This window comes from Nocardioides sambongensis (genome assembly GCF_006494815.1).
Lineage (GTDB): Bacteria > Actinomycetota > Actinomycetes > Propionibacteriales > Nocardioidaceae > Nocardioides > Nocardioides sambongensis.
Genome location: NZ_CP041091.1, coordinates 188,553 through 203,593, shown reverse-complemented (window position 1 = coordinate 203,593; position 15,041 = coordinate 188,553). Strand labels below are relative to the sequence as shown.

13 protein-coding genes and 2 pseudogenes are annotated in these 15,041 nt (G+C 73.0%); 9 read left to right on the top strand and 6 right to left on the bottom strand.

The window, feature by feature from the left end:
* The first annotated feature begins 181 nt into the window (after positions 1-181).
* Positions 182-1,261 carry a M23 family metallopeptidase gene (locus FIV43_RS21295; protein WP_196780932.1) on the top strand — a complete coding sequence of 360 codons (1,080 nt, stop codon included), beginning with the start codon at positions 182-184 and terminating at the stop codon, positions 1,259-1,261.
* Between the two features lie 450 nt (positions 1,262-1,711).
* On the opposite strand, the gene pcrA is transcribed toward FIV43_RS21295, so the two are convergent.
* From pcrA to FIV43_RS00945, 5 genes and pseudogenes are all read right to left on the bottom strand, one after another.
* A complete protein-coding gene (pcrA, locus tag FIV43_RS00965) occupies positions 1,712-4,255 on the bottom strand; it encodes a DNA helicase PcrA (protein ID WP_141012618.1) in 2,544 nt (847 codons plus the stop codon).
* Positions 4,256-4,320: 65 nt separating this feature from the next.
* Complete coding sequence (locus FIV43_RS00960; RefSeq protein WP_141012617.1) at positions 4,321-4,683, bottom strand: hypothetical protein; 363 nt, start codon at positions 4,681-4,683, stop codon at positions 4,321-4,323.
* Between the two features lie 73 nt (positions 4,684-4,756).
* Positions 4,757-5,971: an L-2-hydroxyglutarate oxidase gene (gene lhgO / locus FIV43_RS00955; RefSeq protein WP_141012616.1), complete on the bottom strand. Its 1,215-nt coding sequence runs from the start codon at positions 5,969-5,971 to the stop codon at positions 4,757-4,759.
* A pseudogene (locus tag FIV43_RS00950) lies at positions 5,968-6,650 on the bottom strand (LuxR C-terminal-related transcriptional regulator). Before FIV43_RS00950 ends, lhgO begins: the two are co-directional and overlap by 4 nt.
* On the bottom strand, positions 6,643-7,941 hold the full coding sequence (locus FIV43_RS00945) for an ATP-binding protein (RefSeq protein WP_231123595.1): 1,299 nt from the start codon (positions 7,939-7,941) through the stop codon (positions 6,643-6,645). The pseudogene FIV43_RS00950 and the gene FIV43_RS00945 overlap by 8 nt, the downstream one beginning before the upstream one ends.
* Before the next feature lie 277 nt (positions 7,942-8,218).
* On the opposite strand from FIV43_RS00945, the gene FIV43_RS00940 reads away from it, so the two are divergent.
* The 4 genes from FIV43_RS00940 to FIV43_RS00925 are packed head-to-tail and all read left to right on the top strand — an operon-like array spanning position 8,219 to position 10,297.
* Positions 8,219-8,644: a PspC domain-containing protein gene (locus FIV43_RS00940; protein WP_141012614.1), complete on the top strand. Its 426-nt coding sequence runs from the start codon at positions 8,219-8,221 to the stop codon at positions 8,642-8,644.
* On the top strand, positions 8,545-9,471 hold the full coding sequence (locus tag FIV43_RS00935; protein ID WP_141012613.1) for a hypothetical protein: 927 nt from the start codon (positions 8,545-8,547) through the stop codon (positions 9,469-9,471). The genes FIV43_RS00940 and FIV43_RS00935 overlap by 100 nt, the downstream gene beginning before the upstream one ends.
* Positions 9,468-9,734 carry a hypothetical protein gene (locus FIV43_RS00930; RefSeq protein WP_141012612.1) on the top strand — a complete coding sequence of 89 codons (267 nt, stop codon included), beginning with the start codon at positions 9,468-9,470 and terminating at the stop codon, positions 9,732-9,734. Before FIV43_RS00935 ends, FIV43_RS00930 begins: the two co-directional genes overlap by 4 nt.
* Positions 9,735-9,748: 14 nt before the next feature.
* Positions 9,749-10,297 carry a YbaK/EbsC family protein gene (locus tag FIV43_RS00925; RefSeq protein ID WP_141012611.1) on the top strand — a complete coding sequence of 183 codons (549 nt, stop codon included), beginning with the start codon at positions 9,749-9,751 and terminating at the stop codon, positions 10,295-10,297.
* Positions 10,298-10,422: 125 nt separating this feature from the next.
* Here the strand turns inward: FIV43_RS00925 and npdG are convergent, their stop codons facing one another.
* Positions 10,423-11,109 carry an NADPH-dependent F420 reductase gene (gene npdG, locus FIV43_RS00920; RefSeq protein WP_231123594.1) on the bottom strand — a complete coding sequence of 229 codons (687 nt, stop codon included), beginning with the start codon at positions 11,107-11,109 and terminating at the stop codon, positions 10,423-10,425.
* 194 nt (positions 11,110-11,303) lie between these two features.
* Between npdG and FIV43_RS21800 the strand changes: the two are divergent.
* From FIV43_RS21800 to FIV43_RS00905, 4 genes and pseudogenes are all read left to right on the top strand, one after another.
* Positions 11,304-11,567, top strand: a pseudogene (locus FIV43_RS21800) (LLM class flavin-dependent oxidoreductase); the annotation flags it as partial.
* 97 nt (positions 11,568-11,664) lie between these two features.
* A complete protein-coding gene (locus tag FIV43_RS00915) occupies positions 11,665-12,411 on the top strand; it encodes an LLM class flavin-dependent oxidoreductase (protein ID WP_231123593.1) in 747 nt (248 codons plus the stop codon).
* Positions 12,411-13,562 (top strand): acyl-CoA dehydrogenase family protein, encoded by a 1,152-nt coding sequence (locus FIV43_RS00910; protein WP_141012610.1) that lies wholly within the window; start codon positions 12,411-12,413, stop codon positions 13,560-13,562. Before FIV43_RS00915 ends, FIV43_RS00910 begins: the two co-directional genes overlap by 1 nt.
* A 429-nt stretch (positions 13,563-13,991) precedes the next feature.
* The gene (locus FIV43_RS00905) at positions 13,992-15,002 is read left to right on the top strand and encodes a hypothetical protein (protein WP_141012609.1); all 1,011 of its coding nucleotides are present in this window, start codon (positions 13,992-13,994) and stop codon (positions 15,000-15,002) included.
* Positions 15,003-15,041 lie beyond the last annotated feature (39 nt).

Here is a 15,041-nt window from a genome sequence, read left to right as displayed (position 1 = left end):
CGCAACTGGAAAATTCACCTGGCGGCCACCCGTTGGTCGTCAGGCACCCGGGCCCGAACTCGGCGGGATCGGGTAACGCGGTCGGTCCCCGATCGCACCGACGGGGACGACCAAGGGAGCAGTCAGGTAGATGGGTAGCCACCGAGGGCAGCGACGCGCTGCGCCGCGACGCTCCTTGCCTGTGGCTCGGACCGCCAAGCGTGAGAAGTACGTCGGTCGCCGCGTCGCCGGACGCATCGACGACACCACCGAGACCCTGCTCGCCGCCGACCTCGCCGCCGAGGAGGTCACCCCGGCACTGTCCGCGGAGATCGCGCCCGAGCTCGTCACCGAGCCCGCGATCGCCACCCTCGACGACGCCGCCCCCGCCGAGCCGACGCTGGCCCACCAGCCGCTCTTCGCCGCTCCCACCGTGGAGCTGCCCACCCTCGCCGAACTCGCCGGGCACCCCGCCCTGGTCGAGCAGCCCAAGCCCGAGGGCTCGGGGCGCCGTCGCGCCGCCAAGGCCGCCGGCTCCCGTGGCCGGGGCCTGCGCGGGCTCCCGAGCATCCCCGTCGCAGCCGGCCTGGCCACCCTCGCCGTCGCGGTCAGCGGTGCCGTCGTCTCCGCCGACCCGGTGCTCGTCAACGACACCACCCAGATCTCGGCCGCCAACGCCTCGAGCGGCTCCTTCGGCGTCGGCACCTACGACGCGCTGCGCGTCGGCAACGTCAGCCGCGACTCCGACCGCAGCACCCTGGGCCAGGCCACCGACGGCGAGCTCGTCGACGAGGCGGAGAAGATCGCCGTCAAGCGTGACGAGGCCCTCGGCGAGCTGGCCAAGGACGCCGAGAAGGAAGCGGCGGAGATCGCCCTCAACCGCTGGATCCTCCCGATGGACGCCGGCGTCTACCGGATCACCTCCACCTTCGGCGACTCGGGCGCCTACTGGTCCAGCGTGCACACCGGCCTCGACTTCGCCGCCCCCAGCGGCACCCAGCTCTACGCGATGGCCAACGGCACGATCACCTTCACCGGCGACGACGGCGCCTACGGCAACAAGACCGTGATCACGCTCGAGGACGGCACCGAGCTGTGGTACTGCCACCAGACCAGCATCAGCGTCTCGGTCGGCGACACCGTCAACGCCGGTGACGCGGTCGGCACCGTCGGCTCCACCGGCAACACCACCGGCCCCCACCTCCACCTCGAGGTCCGCCCCGGTGGCGGTGACCCGGTCGACCCCTACGCAGCACTCGTGGCGCAGGGCATCACGCCCTGATCTGCGCGAGGTCGTCTCCGCTCCGCTCCGCCGCCCTGCCGCGCTCGCGGTCGAGGCCACCGTCGGTGACCGCCGCGAGGCGTCTCACCCGGGCGGCACGCGCGGAAGCTCCCGACCTCGCTCCGATCGCTCGTCCCTCGCTCACTCCACTCACCCGCTCGCGTTCCCCGCGATAGCGCCGCCCCCATCACCGCACCGCTCCGCCGCCCTGCCGCGCTCGCGGTCGAGGCCACCGTCGGTGACCGCCGCCTGGCGTCTCACCCGGGCGGCACGCGCGGAAGCTCCCGACCTCGCTCCGATCGCTCGTCCCTCGCTCACTCCACTCACCCGCTCGCGTTCCCCGCGATAGCGCCGCCCCCGTCTCCGCTCCGCCGCCCTGCCGCGCTCGCGGTCGAGGCCACCGTCGGTGACCGCCGCCGGGCGTCTCACCCGGGCGGCACGCGCGACCGGCTAGAGCTTCTCGACCGGGGCGTAGCGGAGCAGCAGGCGCTTGACGCCCTCGGACCCGAAGTCGATCGAGGCGACCGACTTCTCGGCCAACCCCTCCACCGAGACCACGGTGCCGAGACCGAAGCTGTCGTGGGTCACCCGGTCACCGGGCTCCAGCGACGGGATCGGGCGGGAGGTCTTCGCCTTGGAGGCGGCGTCGGCCCGCGCGGCGGCGGAGGAGAAGTTGCGCCGCCCCGCGGCCGTGGGCGCACCCAGCCGCCCGGTGGAGCCGCCGGGATCCTGGTTGTCGTAGCCGCGCGAGGCGAACGTCGGGCGTGCCCAGTGGGCCTGGTCGGCCTCGGTGCGGCGCCAGTCGACCAGGTCGACCGGCAGCTCGGCGAGGAACCGCGACGCGGGGTTGTGCGCGGGGGCGCCCCAGGCCGAGCGGACCACGGCACGGGAGACGTAGAGCCGCTCGCGGGCGCGGGTGATGCCCACGTAGGCCAGCCGCCGCTCCTCCTCCAGCTCGGGCCGGTCCCCCAGCGCGCGTGAGTGCGGGAAGACGCCGTCCTCCATGCCGGTGAGGAAGACCACCGGGAACTCCAGGCCCTTGGCGGTGTGCAGGGTCATCAGGGTGACCACCCCGGTGTCCTCGGGCGCGTCCGGGTCGTCCTCGGGCGCATCCGGGATCTGGTCGGTGTCGGCCACCAGCGCGACCCGCTCCAGGAAGTCGGCCAGCCCGGGCTCGACGGTGCCGGCGTCCACGTCGGCCGGGTCCGCGGAGGGGCCGGCCACCGGGTCCTCGGCGAACTCACGTGCCACCGCGACCAGCTCCCCCAGGTTCTCCACCCGGGTCTCGTCCTGCGGGTCGTCGGACTCCTCCAGCGACACCAGGTAGCCGGAGCCGTCCAGCACGGTCTCCAGCACCACGTCGGGACGCTCCCCGGCAGCGACCATCGACTGCCACTCGGTCACCTTCGCCACGAACCCGGCGATGCTCCGCTGCGAGCGCGACGCCAGCCCGGGCGCCTCGTCGGCACGCTGCAACGCCTCCCAGAAGGTGATCCGCTCGCGGTCGGCGAGCTCGTTGACCGCCTCCACCGCGCGGTCCCCGATGCCGCGGCGTGGGGTGTTCAGGATCCGGCGCAGGCTGACCTGGTCGTCCGGGTTGACCAGGACCCGCAGGTACGCGAGCGCGTCACGCACCTCGCGCCGCTCGTAGAACCGGACCCCGCCGACCACCTTGTACGGCATCCCGGTGCGGATGAAGATCTCCTCGAACACCCGCGACTGCGCGTTGGTGCGGTAGAAGACCGCCACGTCCCCGGCGCGCACCAGGGCCTTCTGACCCTCCGCCTTGCCGTCCACCAGCTTGTCGATCTCGTCGGAGACGAACCGGGCCTCGTCGTGCTCGCTGTCGGCGACGTAGCCGACGATCGGCGCACCGTCGCCGGCGTCGGACCACAACCTCTTCGGCTTGCGTCCCTGGTTGCGCTCGATCACCGCGTTGGCGGCGGTCAGGATGGTCTGGGTGGACCGGTAGTTCTGCTCCAGCAGGATCGTCCGCGCGTCCGGGAAGTCCTTCTCGAAGTCCAGGATGTTGCGGATGTCCGCCCCGCGGAACGCGTAGATCGACTGGTCCGCGTCGCCGACCACCATCAGCTCGGCCGGCGCCACCCGGTCCTCCGGACGGACCTCGGACGGGTCGAGGGCCTCGTTCTCGTCGTAGGCCGCCTCCGACAGCGGGTCCTCGAAGTCCTGACCGCACAGCTGCTGGATCAGCGCGTACTGGGCGTGGTTGGTGTCCTGGTACTCGTCGACCAGCAGGTGCCGGAAACGGCGCCGGTAGGTCTCGCGGATCGCGGGCTTGGTCTGCAGGAGCCGGACCGTCTCCATGATCAGGTCGTCGAAGTCCAGGGCGTTCGCCTCGCGCAGACGTCGCTGGTACAGCCGGTACGCCGCGGCGTAGTCGCGGTCGATGCTGTTGCGGGCGTCCGCGGCGACCTCGTCCGGCTCGCGCAGCTCGTTCTTGTGGTTGCTGATCCACCCGAGCACCGGGCCCGGCTGGTAGCGGCGCGGGTCGAGGTCCAGGTCGGAGCAGACCAGGGAGATCAGCCGCTTCTGGTCCTGGGCGTCGTAGATCGAGAAGTTCGACTTCATCCCAATGTGCTCGGACTCCTTGCGCAGGATCCGGACGCAGGCGGAGTGGAAGGTGCTGACCCACATGATCCGGGCACGCCGGCCGACCAGCTCGGCGACGCGCTCCTTCATCTCGGCGGCCGCCTTGTTGGTGAAGGTGATCGCCAGGATGGAGCCCGGGTGGGCGCCCCGCTCGGAGATCAGCCAGGCGATCCGCCGGGTCAGCACCCGGGTCTTGCCCGAGCCGGCGCCGGCGACCACGAGCAGCGGCGGACCGGCGTGACGCACCGCCTCGGCCTGGGGCTCGTTGAGGCCCTCGAGCAGCTCCTCGCGGGTCGGTCCGCGTCGCGTCGTACGCGGCTCCGCAGCGCCCTCGCCCGGGCCGGTGAGGTGCTCGAATCCTGGCAGCTGGGGCGTCGTACTCATGTTGCCGACAGCCTACGGCGAAGCCCCGACGACTCCCCAGCGCCCGCCTCGGGCCTGGGGAGGGATCAGCCGAAGGTGTGCACCGGCGACCAGAGGACGGCCACCAGCACCTCGATCACGGAGAGCGCCAGCAGGCCGGCCCACAGGCCGTTGGGGATCCGCTCCTTGCGGGTGTTGGCCATCACCAGCACCAGCAGCACCAGGCCGATGGTGAACTTGACCGCGACCTTGGCGTGGTTGACGTCGCCGCCGTCGGCCTCGAGCACGCCGACCAGGGCGAGACCGGCGAGGAACGCGGTGCCGACGCCGTCGCGCATGGCGCTGTTGACCTTCTTCTCCGGCGTCCCTGCCTGGACCAGCAGGCCGCCGATCAGGGCGGCGTAGCCGAGGATGTGAACGACCAGCAGGATCAGGCGCAGAGTCTCCATGGCGGCATCCTAGGAGTACCGCCGGGCCGGTTCGCCACGACCGGCCGCCGCGCGGTCCTGGGCGTCGCCCAGGTCACCATCCCAGCCGGTCGACCACGTGCTCGGCGATGGCGAGGCTGGAGGTCGCGGCCGGCGACGGCGCGTTCCGTACGGCGGTCACCCGGTCGCCGTGGGAGATCCGGAAGTCGTCCACCAGCGAGCCGTCCCGGTCGACCGCCTGCGCCCGGACCCCGGCCCCGCCGCGGACCACGTCCGCAGCGCCGATCGAGGGGACGTACCGGGAGGCGCCGCGCATGTAGGTCGAGCTCGACAGGGAGCCGCGGATCTCGGTGACACCGGTGCGCCAGTGCCGCCGCGCCATCGACCAGAACCCCGGCCAGCCGGCGATGTCGCGCAGGTCCCGCCACGCGACGTCGCGGCGCCGGTAGCCCTCCCGGCGGGTGGCCAGGACCGCGTTCGGACCGACCTCCAGCGAGCCGTCGACGCGGCGGGTGAAGTGCACCCCGAGGAAGGGGTAGCGGGGGTCCGGCACCGGGTAGATCAGTCCACGGACCCGGTCCTCCTTCTCCGCCCGCACCAGCATGTACTCGCCCCGGAACGGGATGATCCGGGGCACCTCCTCGGCGCCGACGCCGGGCGCCAGCCGGTCGGCGTGCAGTCCGGCGCAGAGCACCGCGTGATCGGCGCCGAGCCGCTCGCCGCCGGCGAGGAGCAGCTCCACGGCGCCCGCCCGCTCCCGCACCTCGGTGACCTGCACGCCGGTGCGCACCTCTCCCCCGGCCGCCCTCACCTCGGCGGCGAAGGACCGGGCGACGGCGACATAGTCGGTGATCGCGGTCGCCGGAGAGTGCAGGGCGGCCAGGCCGACGCCGTACGGCTCGATCTCGGTGATCCCGGCCGAGTCCACGCGGCGCAGGCCGGGCACCCCGTTCTGACCCGCGGTGCGCTCCAGCGCGTCGAGCCGGGCGAGCTCGTCGCGCTCCACCGCGACCACCAGCTTGCCGCACTCCTCGTAGGCGAGGCCGTGCTCGGCGCAGTAGTCGCGCAGGAGGAGTCGGCCGCGGGTGCACAGCTCTGCCTTCAGGCTCCCGGGCCGGTAGTAGATGCCGGCATGCACGACGCCGGAGTTGTGGCCGGTCTGGTGCCGGGCCAGTCCGTCCTCCTTCTCCACGACGGTGACCCGGGTGCCCGGGCGTCGCCGGACCACCTCGCGGGCGACGGCCAACCCGAGGATCCCGCCGCCGACCACGGCGACGGTCCGCGGCGCGCGACCCGGGGCGCTGCTCACAGCAGCTTCCGGTCCGAGGCCCAGCGGGCCAGCTCGTGACGCGAGGAGAGCTGGAGCTTGCGCAGCACCGAGGACATGTGGGTCTCCACGGTCTTGATCGAGATGAACAGCTCCTTGGCGACCTCCTTGTAGGAGTAGCCGCGCGCGATCAGGCGCATCACCTCCCGCTCCCGCTCGGTCAACCGGTCGAGGTCCTCGTCCACGCTGGCCAGGTCGGCGGAGATGCCGGCCGAGGCGAAGGCGTCGAGCACGAACCCGGCCAGCCGCGGCGAGAAGACCGCGTCGCCGTCGGCCACCCGGACGATCGCGTCGACCAGCTCCTCGCCGCTGATCGTCTTGGTGACGTAGCCGCGCGCGCCGCCGCGGATGGTGCCGATCACGTCCTCGGCGGCGTCGCTCACCGACAGGGCGAGGAATCGCGTGTCGTGCACCCCGTCGCGGCCGGCGCGGCGGATCACCTCGACCCCTCCGCCCCGGGCAGGTGCACGTCGAGCAGCACCACGTCGGGGCGTTCGGCGACCACCGCGGCCACCGCCTGGTCCACGTCGGCGGCCTCGGCGACGATCGTCACCCGGCCCGCACCGGTGGCGTCGAGCTCGGCACTGACCCCGCGGCGGAACATGGCGTGGTCGTCCACGACCACCACCCGCACCGCCCCCGACCGGGTCGTCTCATCCATCCGGGTTCTCCTCCTGGGACGGCCGCGCCGACGGCGCGGACTGCTGTGGGTGGTCGGCGGGCCGCGCGTCCACCGTGAGATGCAGTCGCACCTCGGTGCCCTCACCGGGCGCCGAGCGGATCTCCGCACGGCCGCCGTGACGCTCCATGCGGTCGATGATGCTGTGCCGCACGCCGTAGCGGTCCTCGGGGGTGACGTCGGGGTCGAAGCCCCGTCCCCGGTCGCGGACGAAGACGTCCGCACGGTCGGAGGCGATCTCGGCGTAGACGTCGATCTGCGGGGAGCCGGCGTGCTTGGCGGCGTTGGTCATCGCCTCACGGGCGGCCTGGACGATCGGCCGGACCTCCTCGCACAGCTCGGCGTCGCCCACGGCCACCACGTCCACGGTGACCCCGTAGGCGTCCTCGATCTCGGCGGCGGCCGCACGCAGCGCGCTGGCCACGGCGCTGTCGTCCATCGACTCCCCGGCGAACAGCCAGGCACGCAGGTCGCGCTCCTGCGCGCGGGCCAGCCGAGCGGCGTCGGCCGGGTGCTTCTGGATCAGCGCCAGCGTCTGCAGCACCGAGTCGTGCAGATGCGCCGCGACGTCCGCGCGCTCCTGGGTGCGCACGCGCTCGGCCCGTTCGTCGGAGAGCTCCCGGGTCAGCCGGTAGACCCACGGCCCGACCACGATGCCGAGCCCGATCGCGGCGAGCAGCACCGCGATCGTGACGTCGCGGGCCACCGAGAGCGACGTGGTCTGCACCGACACCAGCACCACGGCGCAGACGATCAGCCCCAGCCCCACCGCGATCCGCGCGTACGAAGCCCAGCCGCCGTCCCCGAGCACGATCCGCGTCGGGTCGATCCGCCCTCCGGTGTCCACCCAGCGCTCGCGCTGCGCCTCGTCCGCCTGGCGCCACAGCAGCGCGACGCCGACGATGCCGAGCAGCACCGGCCACAGCAGCGCGCCGGCGCCGAACAGCGCCTGCAGCACGAAGACCAGTCCCAGTCCGAACGCGGCGAGGGCCACCACGGGCCCCACGTCTCCGAGGCGGTGACGGGTCCGGGTGGGTCGGCGACCGCCCCGCGAGGCGCTCTCCAGGCCGGGCTGGGCGTGATCGAAGCCGGTGGTGCCGGCCGGCAGCAGCAGCCAGAGCGCGGCGTAGAGGGCGATCCCGGCACCGCCGAACGCCGCGGTCACCACGAAGCCGATCCGCAGCCACAGCGCCGGGACCCCGAGGTGCGCGGCGAGGCCGGAGGCGACGCCGCCGAGGACGTGGTCGTCGAGGTCGCGGTGCGCGCGCCGCACGGGCTCCACGGCCGTTGCCGCCGAGGCGGCCGCGGAGGCGGCCGAGGGGGCGGGCCGGGCGACGGCGCCGCGGGAGGCGGGGGCTTCTCCGCCGATCCCGGGGGGCCGGCGGCGGACGGGGCGGAGCTCATGATGTGTTCCATCGTCACACAGCGGGACCGCCCGGAGCAGGGGGTTCGACCCTGGCCCACCCCTGAGTCGACCACCCCCGGACCGGCCCAGGGATCAGGGTCGTCCCCGATGTTGCCGGGGCGCCCGGCACGGCAGGCTGGTGGCCATGAACGCAGCACCACCGCCCCCGGACGCCCCGGGCCGTCCCGACGACCCGGGCAGCGGACCCGCCGACGCCGGTCCCCGCGTCAGCCACGACGAGATGCGCGACCTCGGCCGGATGCGTCGCAGCACCCGGGAGAAGAAGATCGCCGGCATCGCGGCCGGCGTCGCCCGGCACTTCGACGTGGACCCGCTGGTGGTGCGCGTGGTGCTGGTCGTGCTGGCGTTCTTCGGGGCGGGGGCATCCTCCTCTACGCCGCCGGCTGGCTGCTGCTGCCCGGCGACGACGGCTCCGAGCCCACGATCCGGCTCGACGACCGCAGCCGCACGGTGGCGCTGGCCATCGCCGGCGGACTCGCCGCGCTGGCGATCGCCGGCGACGCCTTCGGCGGTTGGGACTTCCCGTGGCCGCTGGCCATCGTCGGCGTGATCGCCCTGGTGGTGTTGCGCAAGCGCCGGCAGCACCCCGGCATCCGGGACGGAGCGCCCCCGGGCGCCGGCGGCGGGCCCGGATCCGGGTTCGGGCAGGCGCCCGGTGCCGGAATCGGCCAGACGCCCGGTGCCGGATTCGGCCAGACGCCCGGTGCCGGCCCCCACGAGGCCCCCCGGTACGCCGCCTACCAGCCCGAGCCGCCGCCGGTCCGGGATCCGCGACGCCGCGGACCCGTCCTGTTCGGCTTCGCGTTCGGGCTGGCCGTCCTGGTGCTCGGCTCTCTGGGCACCGCCCAGCTCGCCGGTGCGGACATCCCCGTCTCGGCCTACCCGGCCTCGGTGGTCGCGGTGTGCGGCCTGATGCTCCTGGTCGGCGCCTTCTACGGCCGCGGCGGCGGACTGATCCCGGTCGGCCTGGTGGCCGCGGTGGCCGCGGTGGCGACGCTGATGACCGGGTCGCTCGACGCCGGCCAGGTGAAGGACACCCCGCTGACCGCCGCCGACGTGGAGGACCGCTACCACGTCTCGATGGGCGAGGTGCAGCTCGACCTCAGCCAGGTCGAGGACCTCGACGAGCTCGACGGACGCACGGTCGAGGTCGACGTCCGGATGGGGCACGTGCTGATCACCGTCCCCGAGGAGGGTCTGGACGTGACCGCGGTCGCCGAGATCGACGGCGGCGGCGAGTCCCGTCTCTTCGGCGACAGCCGCGACGAGTCGGACACCCGCACCCACGACGGCGGTGATGACGTACCGGAGCTGACCGTGGAGGTCGACATGCTGTTCGGCCAGATCGAGTTCGAGACGGCAGGAGCCGAGCGATGAGCCACCCGCACGAGCACCTCGGGCCGGAGACCGCGCGCGAGGACGAGGCGACCGCCCGGTCGGGATTCCACCCGGTGAACATCGGCCACCTGGTGATGGGCGTCGCCTTCCTCGGCCTGACCGTGGTCTGGGCGCTGCTCGTCTGCGACACGGTCGAGGCGGTCGACGCGCACTGGCTGCTCCCGATCCCGTGGCTGGCCGCCGGTGCCGTCGGCCTGGTCGCGACCGTGTTCCGCGGGGGACGACGGCGTCACCGACCCTGAGGCACGATCGGGACATGACTGCTCCCCTGCCGCGACTGCCCGGTCTGACCTCGCTGCCCGTGATCGAGCGTCCCGACCTGGTCGCGGAGCCGGTGGGTCACGCGCTGTCCGCGTGGCCGGACGCCCAGCGGGTCGCGGTGTTCGAGATCGACCCGGACCTGGCCGACACGGCGACGATGAGCGAGGCGTTCGGGATCCCGCTCGCCGCCGGCGCCAACTGCGTGGTGGTCGCCGGGAAGAGGGAGGGTGAGGAACGCATCGCGGCGTGCGTGGTCCGGGCCGACACCCGGGCGGATGTGAACCGGACCGTGAAGCGGCTGCTGGACGTGCGCAAGCCGTCGTTCCTGCCGCTGGACCGTGCGGTCGCCGAGTCCGGCATGGAGTACGGCGGGATCACCCCCGTCGGCCTGCCCAGCGGGTGGCGACTGCTGGTCGACGCCAGGGTGCCGTCGATGGAGGTCGCCGTCCTCGGCTCGGGTCTGCGCCGCTCGAAGCTGCTGGTGCCCGGCTCCGCGATCGCCTCGCTCCCCGGGGCCGAGATCGTCGACGACCTCGCCGACTGACCACGGCGGGCCACAGGCCGACCGCGGGCCGACCACCGGCCGCCCGCCGTCGCGGCGCGCCGGACGCCCCCGGCAGAAAGGGGCCACCCGCGCGGATGCGCCGGTGGCCCCTTCCGAGCGCTGGGTCAGTGGGCGTCGAGCCCGGTCACCCGGATGCCGGCGTGCACCTTGTACTTGCGGTTGATCGAGATGAGCACGGCGGTGAACGGCTCGAGCTGGCGCGCCAGGCGCAGCTTGCCGCCGTCGATGCCGACCCGGCCGGTGACCGAGGCGGCCAGGTCCATCGCCACCTGCTTGGCCTCGACCACGTCGCCGACCACGATCACGTCCTCGTCGAGGTACTCCTCGGCGCCCCACAGGCCGACCGCGGAGACGTTGTGGAAGGCGCCGACGACGGTCGCCTCGGGGGCGATCTCCTGCGCCGACTCGGCCGCGGAGCCCTCACCGGCGTTGATCACCCGGCCGTGCGCACCGCGCTTGTCGAAGGCCAACGGGTTGACGCAGCTGATCACGGTCTTGCCCGCCAGCGGCAGGGACGCGACCAGCTCGTCGTGACCGTCGTAGGGCACGGCGAGCAGCACCACGTCGCACGCGGCGACGGCGTCGGCATTCGCCGCACCGGTCACCGATCCCGCCGCCTCGCCCAGTCGCTCGCGGACCTCGGCGGCGACGGTCTCGGCCTTCTCCGCCGCCCGGGAGCCCAGTACGACGTCGTGGCCGCCGCGCGCGAAGCGGTAGCCCAGCCCCTTGCCCTGCGGTCCGGTGCCGCCGATCACGGCGATGCGGTAGTTCGTCATCTCGTCCTCACTCATCGGTTCGCGTTCACGGGGAGTCGCCACCGCAACGGCGTGGACGCTCCCCGGGCAAGGTAGCCGGACGGCCCGCGCGGCGCCGTACCGCCGTCCCGATCCTCGGGCACCACCGCGGTGCAACGACCCGCCGACCGCGATGGACCCGGCCCGCGGTGCGGGTGGACCTGCCAGCTACCGTTGCAATCGTGACAGTGATGCTGTCACAGTTGTGGCGCCGCCCCGTCCGAGCCCCGGGCGCGGGCACGAGACGAACCGAAGGGACCTCGATGAAGCTGTCCATGCCGCTGGTCTACGCCGGCAACCCCCGCGAATCTGCCGACCAGGTGGTCGCGTTGGAGAAGGCGGGCCTCGACATGATCTGGGTGGCCGAGCCGTACGGCTTCGACGCGCCGACCCTGATGGGCTACCTGGCCGCGAAGACCGAGACCCTCGAGATCGCCGCCGGCATCCTCAACATCTACTCGCGCACGCCCGGCGCCCTGCTGCAGACCGCCGCGGGCCTGGACAACGTCTCCGGGGCCGGGCCGTGCTCGGCCTCGGCGCCTCCGGCCCCAGGTGATCGAGGGCTTCCACGGACTCCCCTACGACCGGCCGCTGACCCGCACCCGGGAGCTGATCCAGGTGCTGCGGATGGGGCTGCGCCGCGAGCCGCTGGAGTTCTCCGGCAAGACCATCCAGGTGCCGCTGGCCGAAGGAGAGGGGCTCGGCCTCGGCAAGCCGCTGAAGCTGCTCAACAAGCCCGAGCGCGCCGACGTGCCGATCTGGGTCGCGGCACTGGGGGACAAGAACGTGGCGATGACCGCCGAGGTCGCCGACGGGTGGTTGCCGTTCCTCTTCTACCCGGAGAAGGCCGGCGAGGTGTGGGGCGACCCGCTCGCCCGCGGCGCGGCGAAGCGCTCCGCCGACCTGGCCCCGCTGGAGATCTGTGCCGGCGGGATGGTCGCCATCGGCGAGGGCCCCGAGACCAAGGCGCTGCTGGACTTCATGCGCCCGATGTACGCCCTCTACGTCGGCGGCATGGGTGCCCGGGACAAGAACTTCTACAACCAGCTCGCCTGCGAGTACGGGTTCGAGGCGGAGGCGAAGCAGATCCAGGACCTCTACCTCTCGGGCAAGAAGAAGGAGGCGGAGGCGCTCGTCCCGCTCGAGTGGCTCGAGGCCGGCAACCTGGTCGGCTCCGCCACCTACGTCCAGGAGCGGATCGCCGCCTTCCGCGAGGCCGGCGTCACCAACCTGTCCGTCACCCCCGTCGGCGACGATCCTGCCGGCACCGTCACCCAGATCAAGGAGTGGGTCTCCTGATGCTCTCCCCCGACAACTCGATCTACGAGACCGAGCACGAGGACTTCCGCCAGACTGTCCGCACCTTCCTCGAGCGCGAGGCCGTGCCGCACACCGAGCAGTGGGAGAAGGACGGTGTGGTCGACCGGGCCGTGTGGGCCAAGGCCGGCGAGGCCGGGCTGCTGGGGTTCGAGGTGCCCGAGGAGTACGACGGTCTCGGCGTCAAGGACTTCCGCTACAACCTGATCGTCACCGAGGAGTGCGCCCGCCTCGGCGTCACCGGCCCCGGCTTCGCCCTGCACAACGACGTGGTGGCGCCCTACCTGGTGAACCTGACCAACGACGAGCAGAAGCGTCGCTGGCTGCCCGGCATGGTCTCCGGCGAGATCATCACGGCGATCGCGATGACCGAGCCGGGCGCCGGCTCCGACCTCCAGGGCATCCGGACCACCGCGGTGGACAAGGGCGACCACTACGTCCTCAACGGGTCGAAGACCTTCATCACCAACGGCATCCTCTCCGACCTGGTGGTGGTGGTCGCCAAGACCGACCCCGACGCCGGCCACAAGGGGATCAGCCTGCTCGTCGTCGAGCGTGGCATGGAGGGCTTCAGCCGCGGTCGCAACCTCGACAAGCTCGGGCTGAAGGCGCAGGACACCGCCGAGCTCACCTTCGAGGACGTGATGGTCCCCAAGGAGAACCTGCTCGGCGAGGAGGGCGAGGGCTTCATCTACCTGATGCAGAACCTGCCCCAGGAGCGGATCAGCATCGCGGGCATGGCGGTGGCGGGCATCGAGGCGGTCCTCGACACCACGCTGGAGTACGTGAAGACCCGCGAGGCGTTCGGCAAGCCGATCGGCAAGTTCCAGAACACCCGGTTCGTGCTGGCGGAGATGGCGACCGAGGCCTACATCGCCCGCACCCTGGTCAACCACTGCGTCGAGCGACTCAACGACGGCACCGCCGACCCGGTGCTCGCCTCGATGGCGAAGTGGTGGACCACCGAGCTGCAGCAGAAGCTGACCAGCGCCGGCCTGCAGATGCACGGCGGCTACGGCTTCATGGCGGAGTACCCGATTTCCAAGGCGTACGCCGACGCGCGGATCCAGACGATCTACGGCGGGACCACCGAGATCATGAAGGAGATCATCGGCAGGTCGCTCGGCCTCTGACGCGCCGGGCCCCGGACGACAGCCGTCCGGGGCCCGTCCGCATCCCGGCCCGCTCGCGGAGGTTTGGGACGGTCCCGATTCGCCTACGATGCGGACATGTCCGGCCCGTACCCGCCACCGCCCGGTTCCCGGCCCTCCTGGCCCGACCCGGGTACGCCGGGCCCGTCGCCGGCGTCGGCTCCCACCGTGCGCCCGCCCTCCGACCAGCCCCCGGCGTGGTCGCCCGGCACCCCGTCCGGACCGCCGCAAGGTCCGCCGCAAGGCCCACCCCAAGGTCCACCTCAGGGCCCACCGCCCGGAGGCGGGTGGCCGCCGCAGGGCCCGCCGTACGGCCCCGGCGGCGGTGGTAGCCAGTGGGGGCCTCCACCGAAGCGACGCCGTACCGGTCTGCTGGTCACCCTCGGGGCGCTCGGACTCGCCCTGGTCCTGGTGCTCGGTGTCGGCGGGTGGGCGTTCGCCACCGGCAGGCTGGGGTTCGGCCCGCTCAGCGCGGCCGACCAGGAGGCGGCGGACGTGATCGCCGCGGAGGTGCCGGGGCCGGCGTGGGCCTCGGAGAGCCAGCTGCAGTGCGCCGCCGACGAGCTGATCGGCGAGCGCCGCTCGGGCGACTTGGCCGAGACCGGCCTGATCGAGGAGGACGGTGACAGCTGGACCTACACCGGCGAGTGGGAGGCCGCGGACGCCTCCGCCTTCACCGAGAGCATCCTGGACTGCTCCGAGGACTGGGAGGAGCAGCTCGGCGAGCAGTGGGCACTCTCCGACACCGAGTGCCTCGGTGAGGTCGGCGCCCCGACCGTCGCCGACTACCTGGCGGTGGACGCCCTCGAGGTGAGCGGTGACGCCGCCACCCAGGCCGCCGACGCGGCGGTCGCCGACCTCGACGAGTGCTACGTGACCGACCCGACCCTCGGCAAGGTCACCACGACGCCGGTCTACCGCGGCGTGAGGTTCACCTTCGCCGAGAGCACCGCCGACAACGCGCAGGCCAAGGTGACCATCGAGCAGGACGGCTCGGAGCGGACCCTGCGTGGAAGCACCTACCGCGCGGCCGCCGAGGAGGGCGGGGCCGAGGTCTGCGTCACCGCACGGGTGACCGCGAAGTACGCGTGGGGCACCACGGCGGAGGCCAGCGGTGAGGAGTGCGGCAAGGCCGAGCCGAAGCGGATCTACTGGCGCGAGCTGCCCCGGTGCGACGCCGACGGGATCGACGACTGCCGCTCGTGGGAGCTGCGTTACGAGGGCTTCGCCTCCTTCACCGACGTCTCCGCGACGCTGCGCCAGAACGGCGGCGACTGCGACTCGCAGAGCGGGCAGTGCACGTTCACCACCAGCAGCTCCCACACCGGTCGTGGCGGGATCGTCACCTGGTCGGCGCTCCCGGACTGGTCGGAGGAGTTCGTCGCCGTGGTCGACGGGATGACGGCCAAGCTGCCGAACTGACCCCGGCCCGGGCCCGGATACCCGGTGGTCGGTCCGCGG

Excerpts from the sequence above, each read along its gene's own strand:
- FIV43_RS00960 (WP_141012617.1), bottom strand. The coding sequence starts at position 4,683 with ATGGAGACTCTGCGCCTGATCCTGCTGGTCGTTCACATCCTCGGCTAC.
- FIV43_RS00930 (WP_141012612.1), top strand. The coding sequence starts at position 9,468 with ATGAGCCACCCGCACGAGCACCTCGGGCCGGAGACCGCGCGCGAGGAC.
- npdG (WP_231123594.1), bottom strand. The coding sequence starts at position 11,109 with ATGAGTGAGGACGAGATGACGAACTACCGCATCGCCGTGATCGGCGGC.
- pcrA (WP_141012618.1), bottom strand. The coding sequence starts at position 4,255 with ATGAGTACGACGCCCCAGCTGCCAGGATTCGAGCACCTCACCGGCCCG.
- FIV43_RS00940 (WP_141012614.1), top strand. The coding sequence starts at position 8,219 with ATGAACGCAGCACCACCGCCCCCGGACGCCCCGGGCCGTCCCGACGAC.
- FIV43_RS00925 (WP_141012611.1), top strand. The coding sequence starts at position 9,749 with ATGACTGCTCCCCTGCCGCGACTGCCCGGTCTGACCTCGCTGCCCGTG.
- FIV43_RS00910 (WP_141012610.1), top strand. The coding sequence starts at position 12,411 with ATGCTCTCCCCCGACAACTCGATCTACGAGACCGAGCACGAGGACTTC.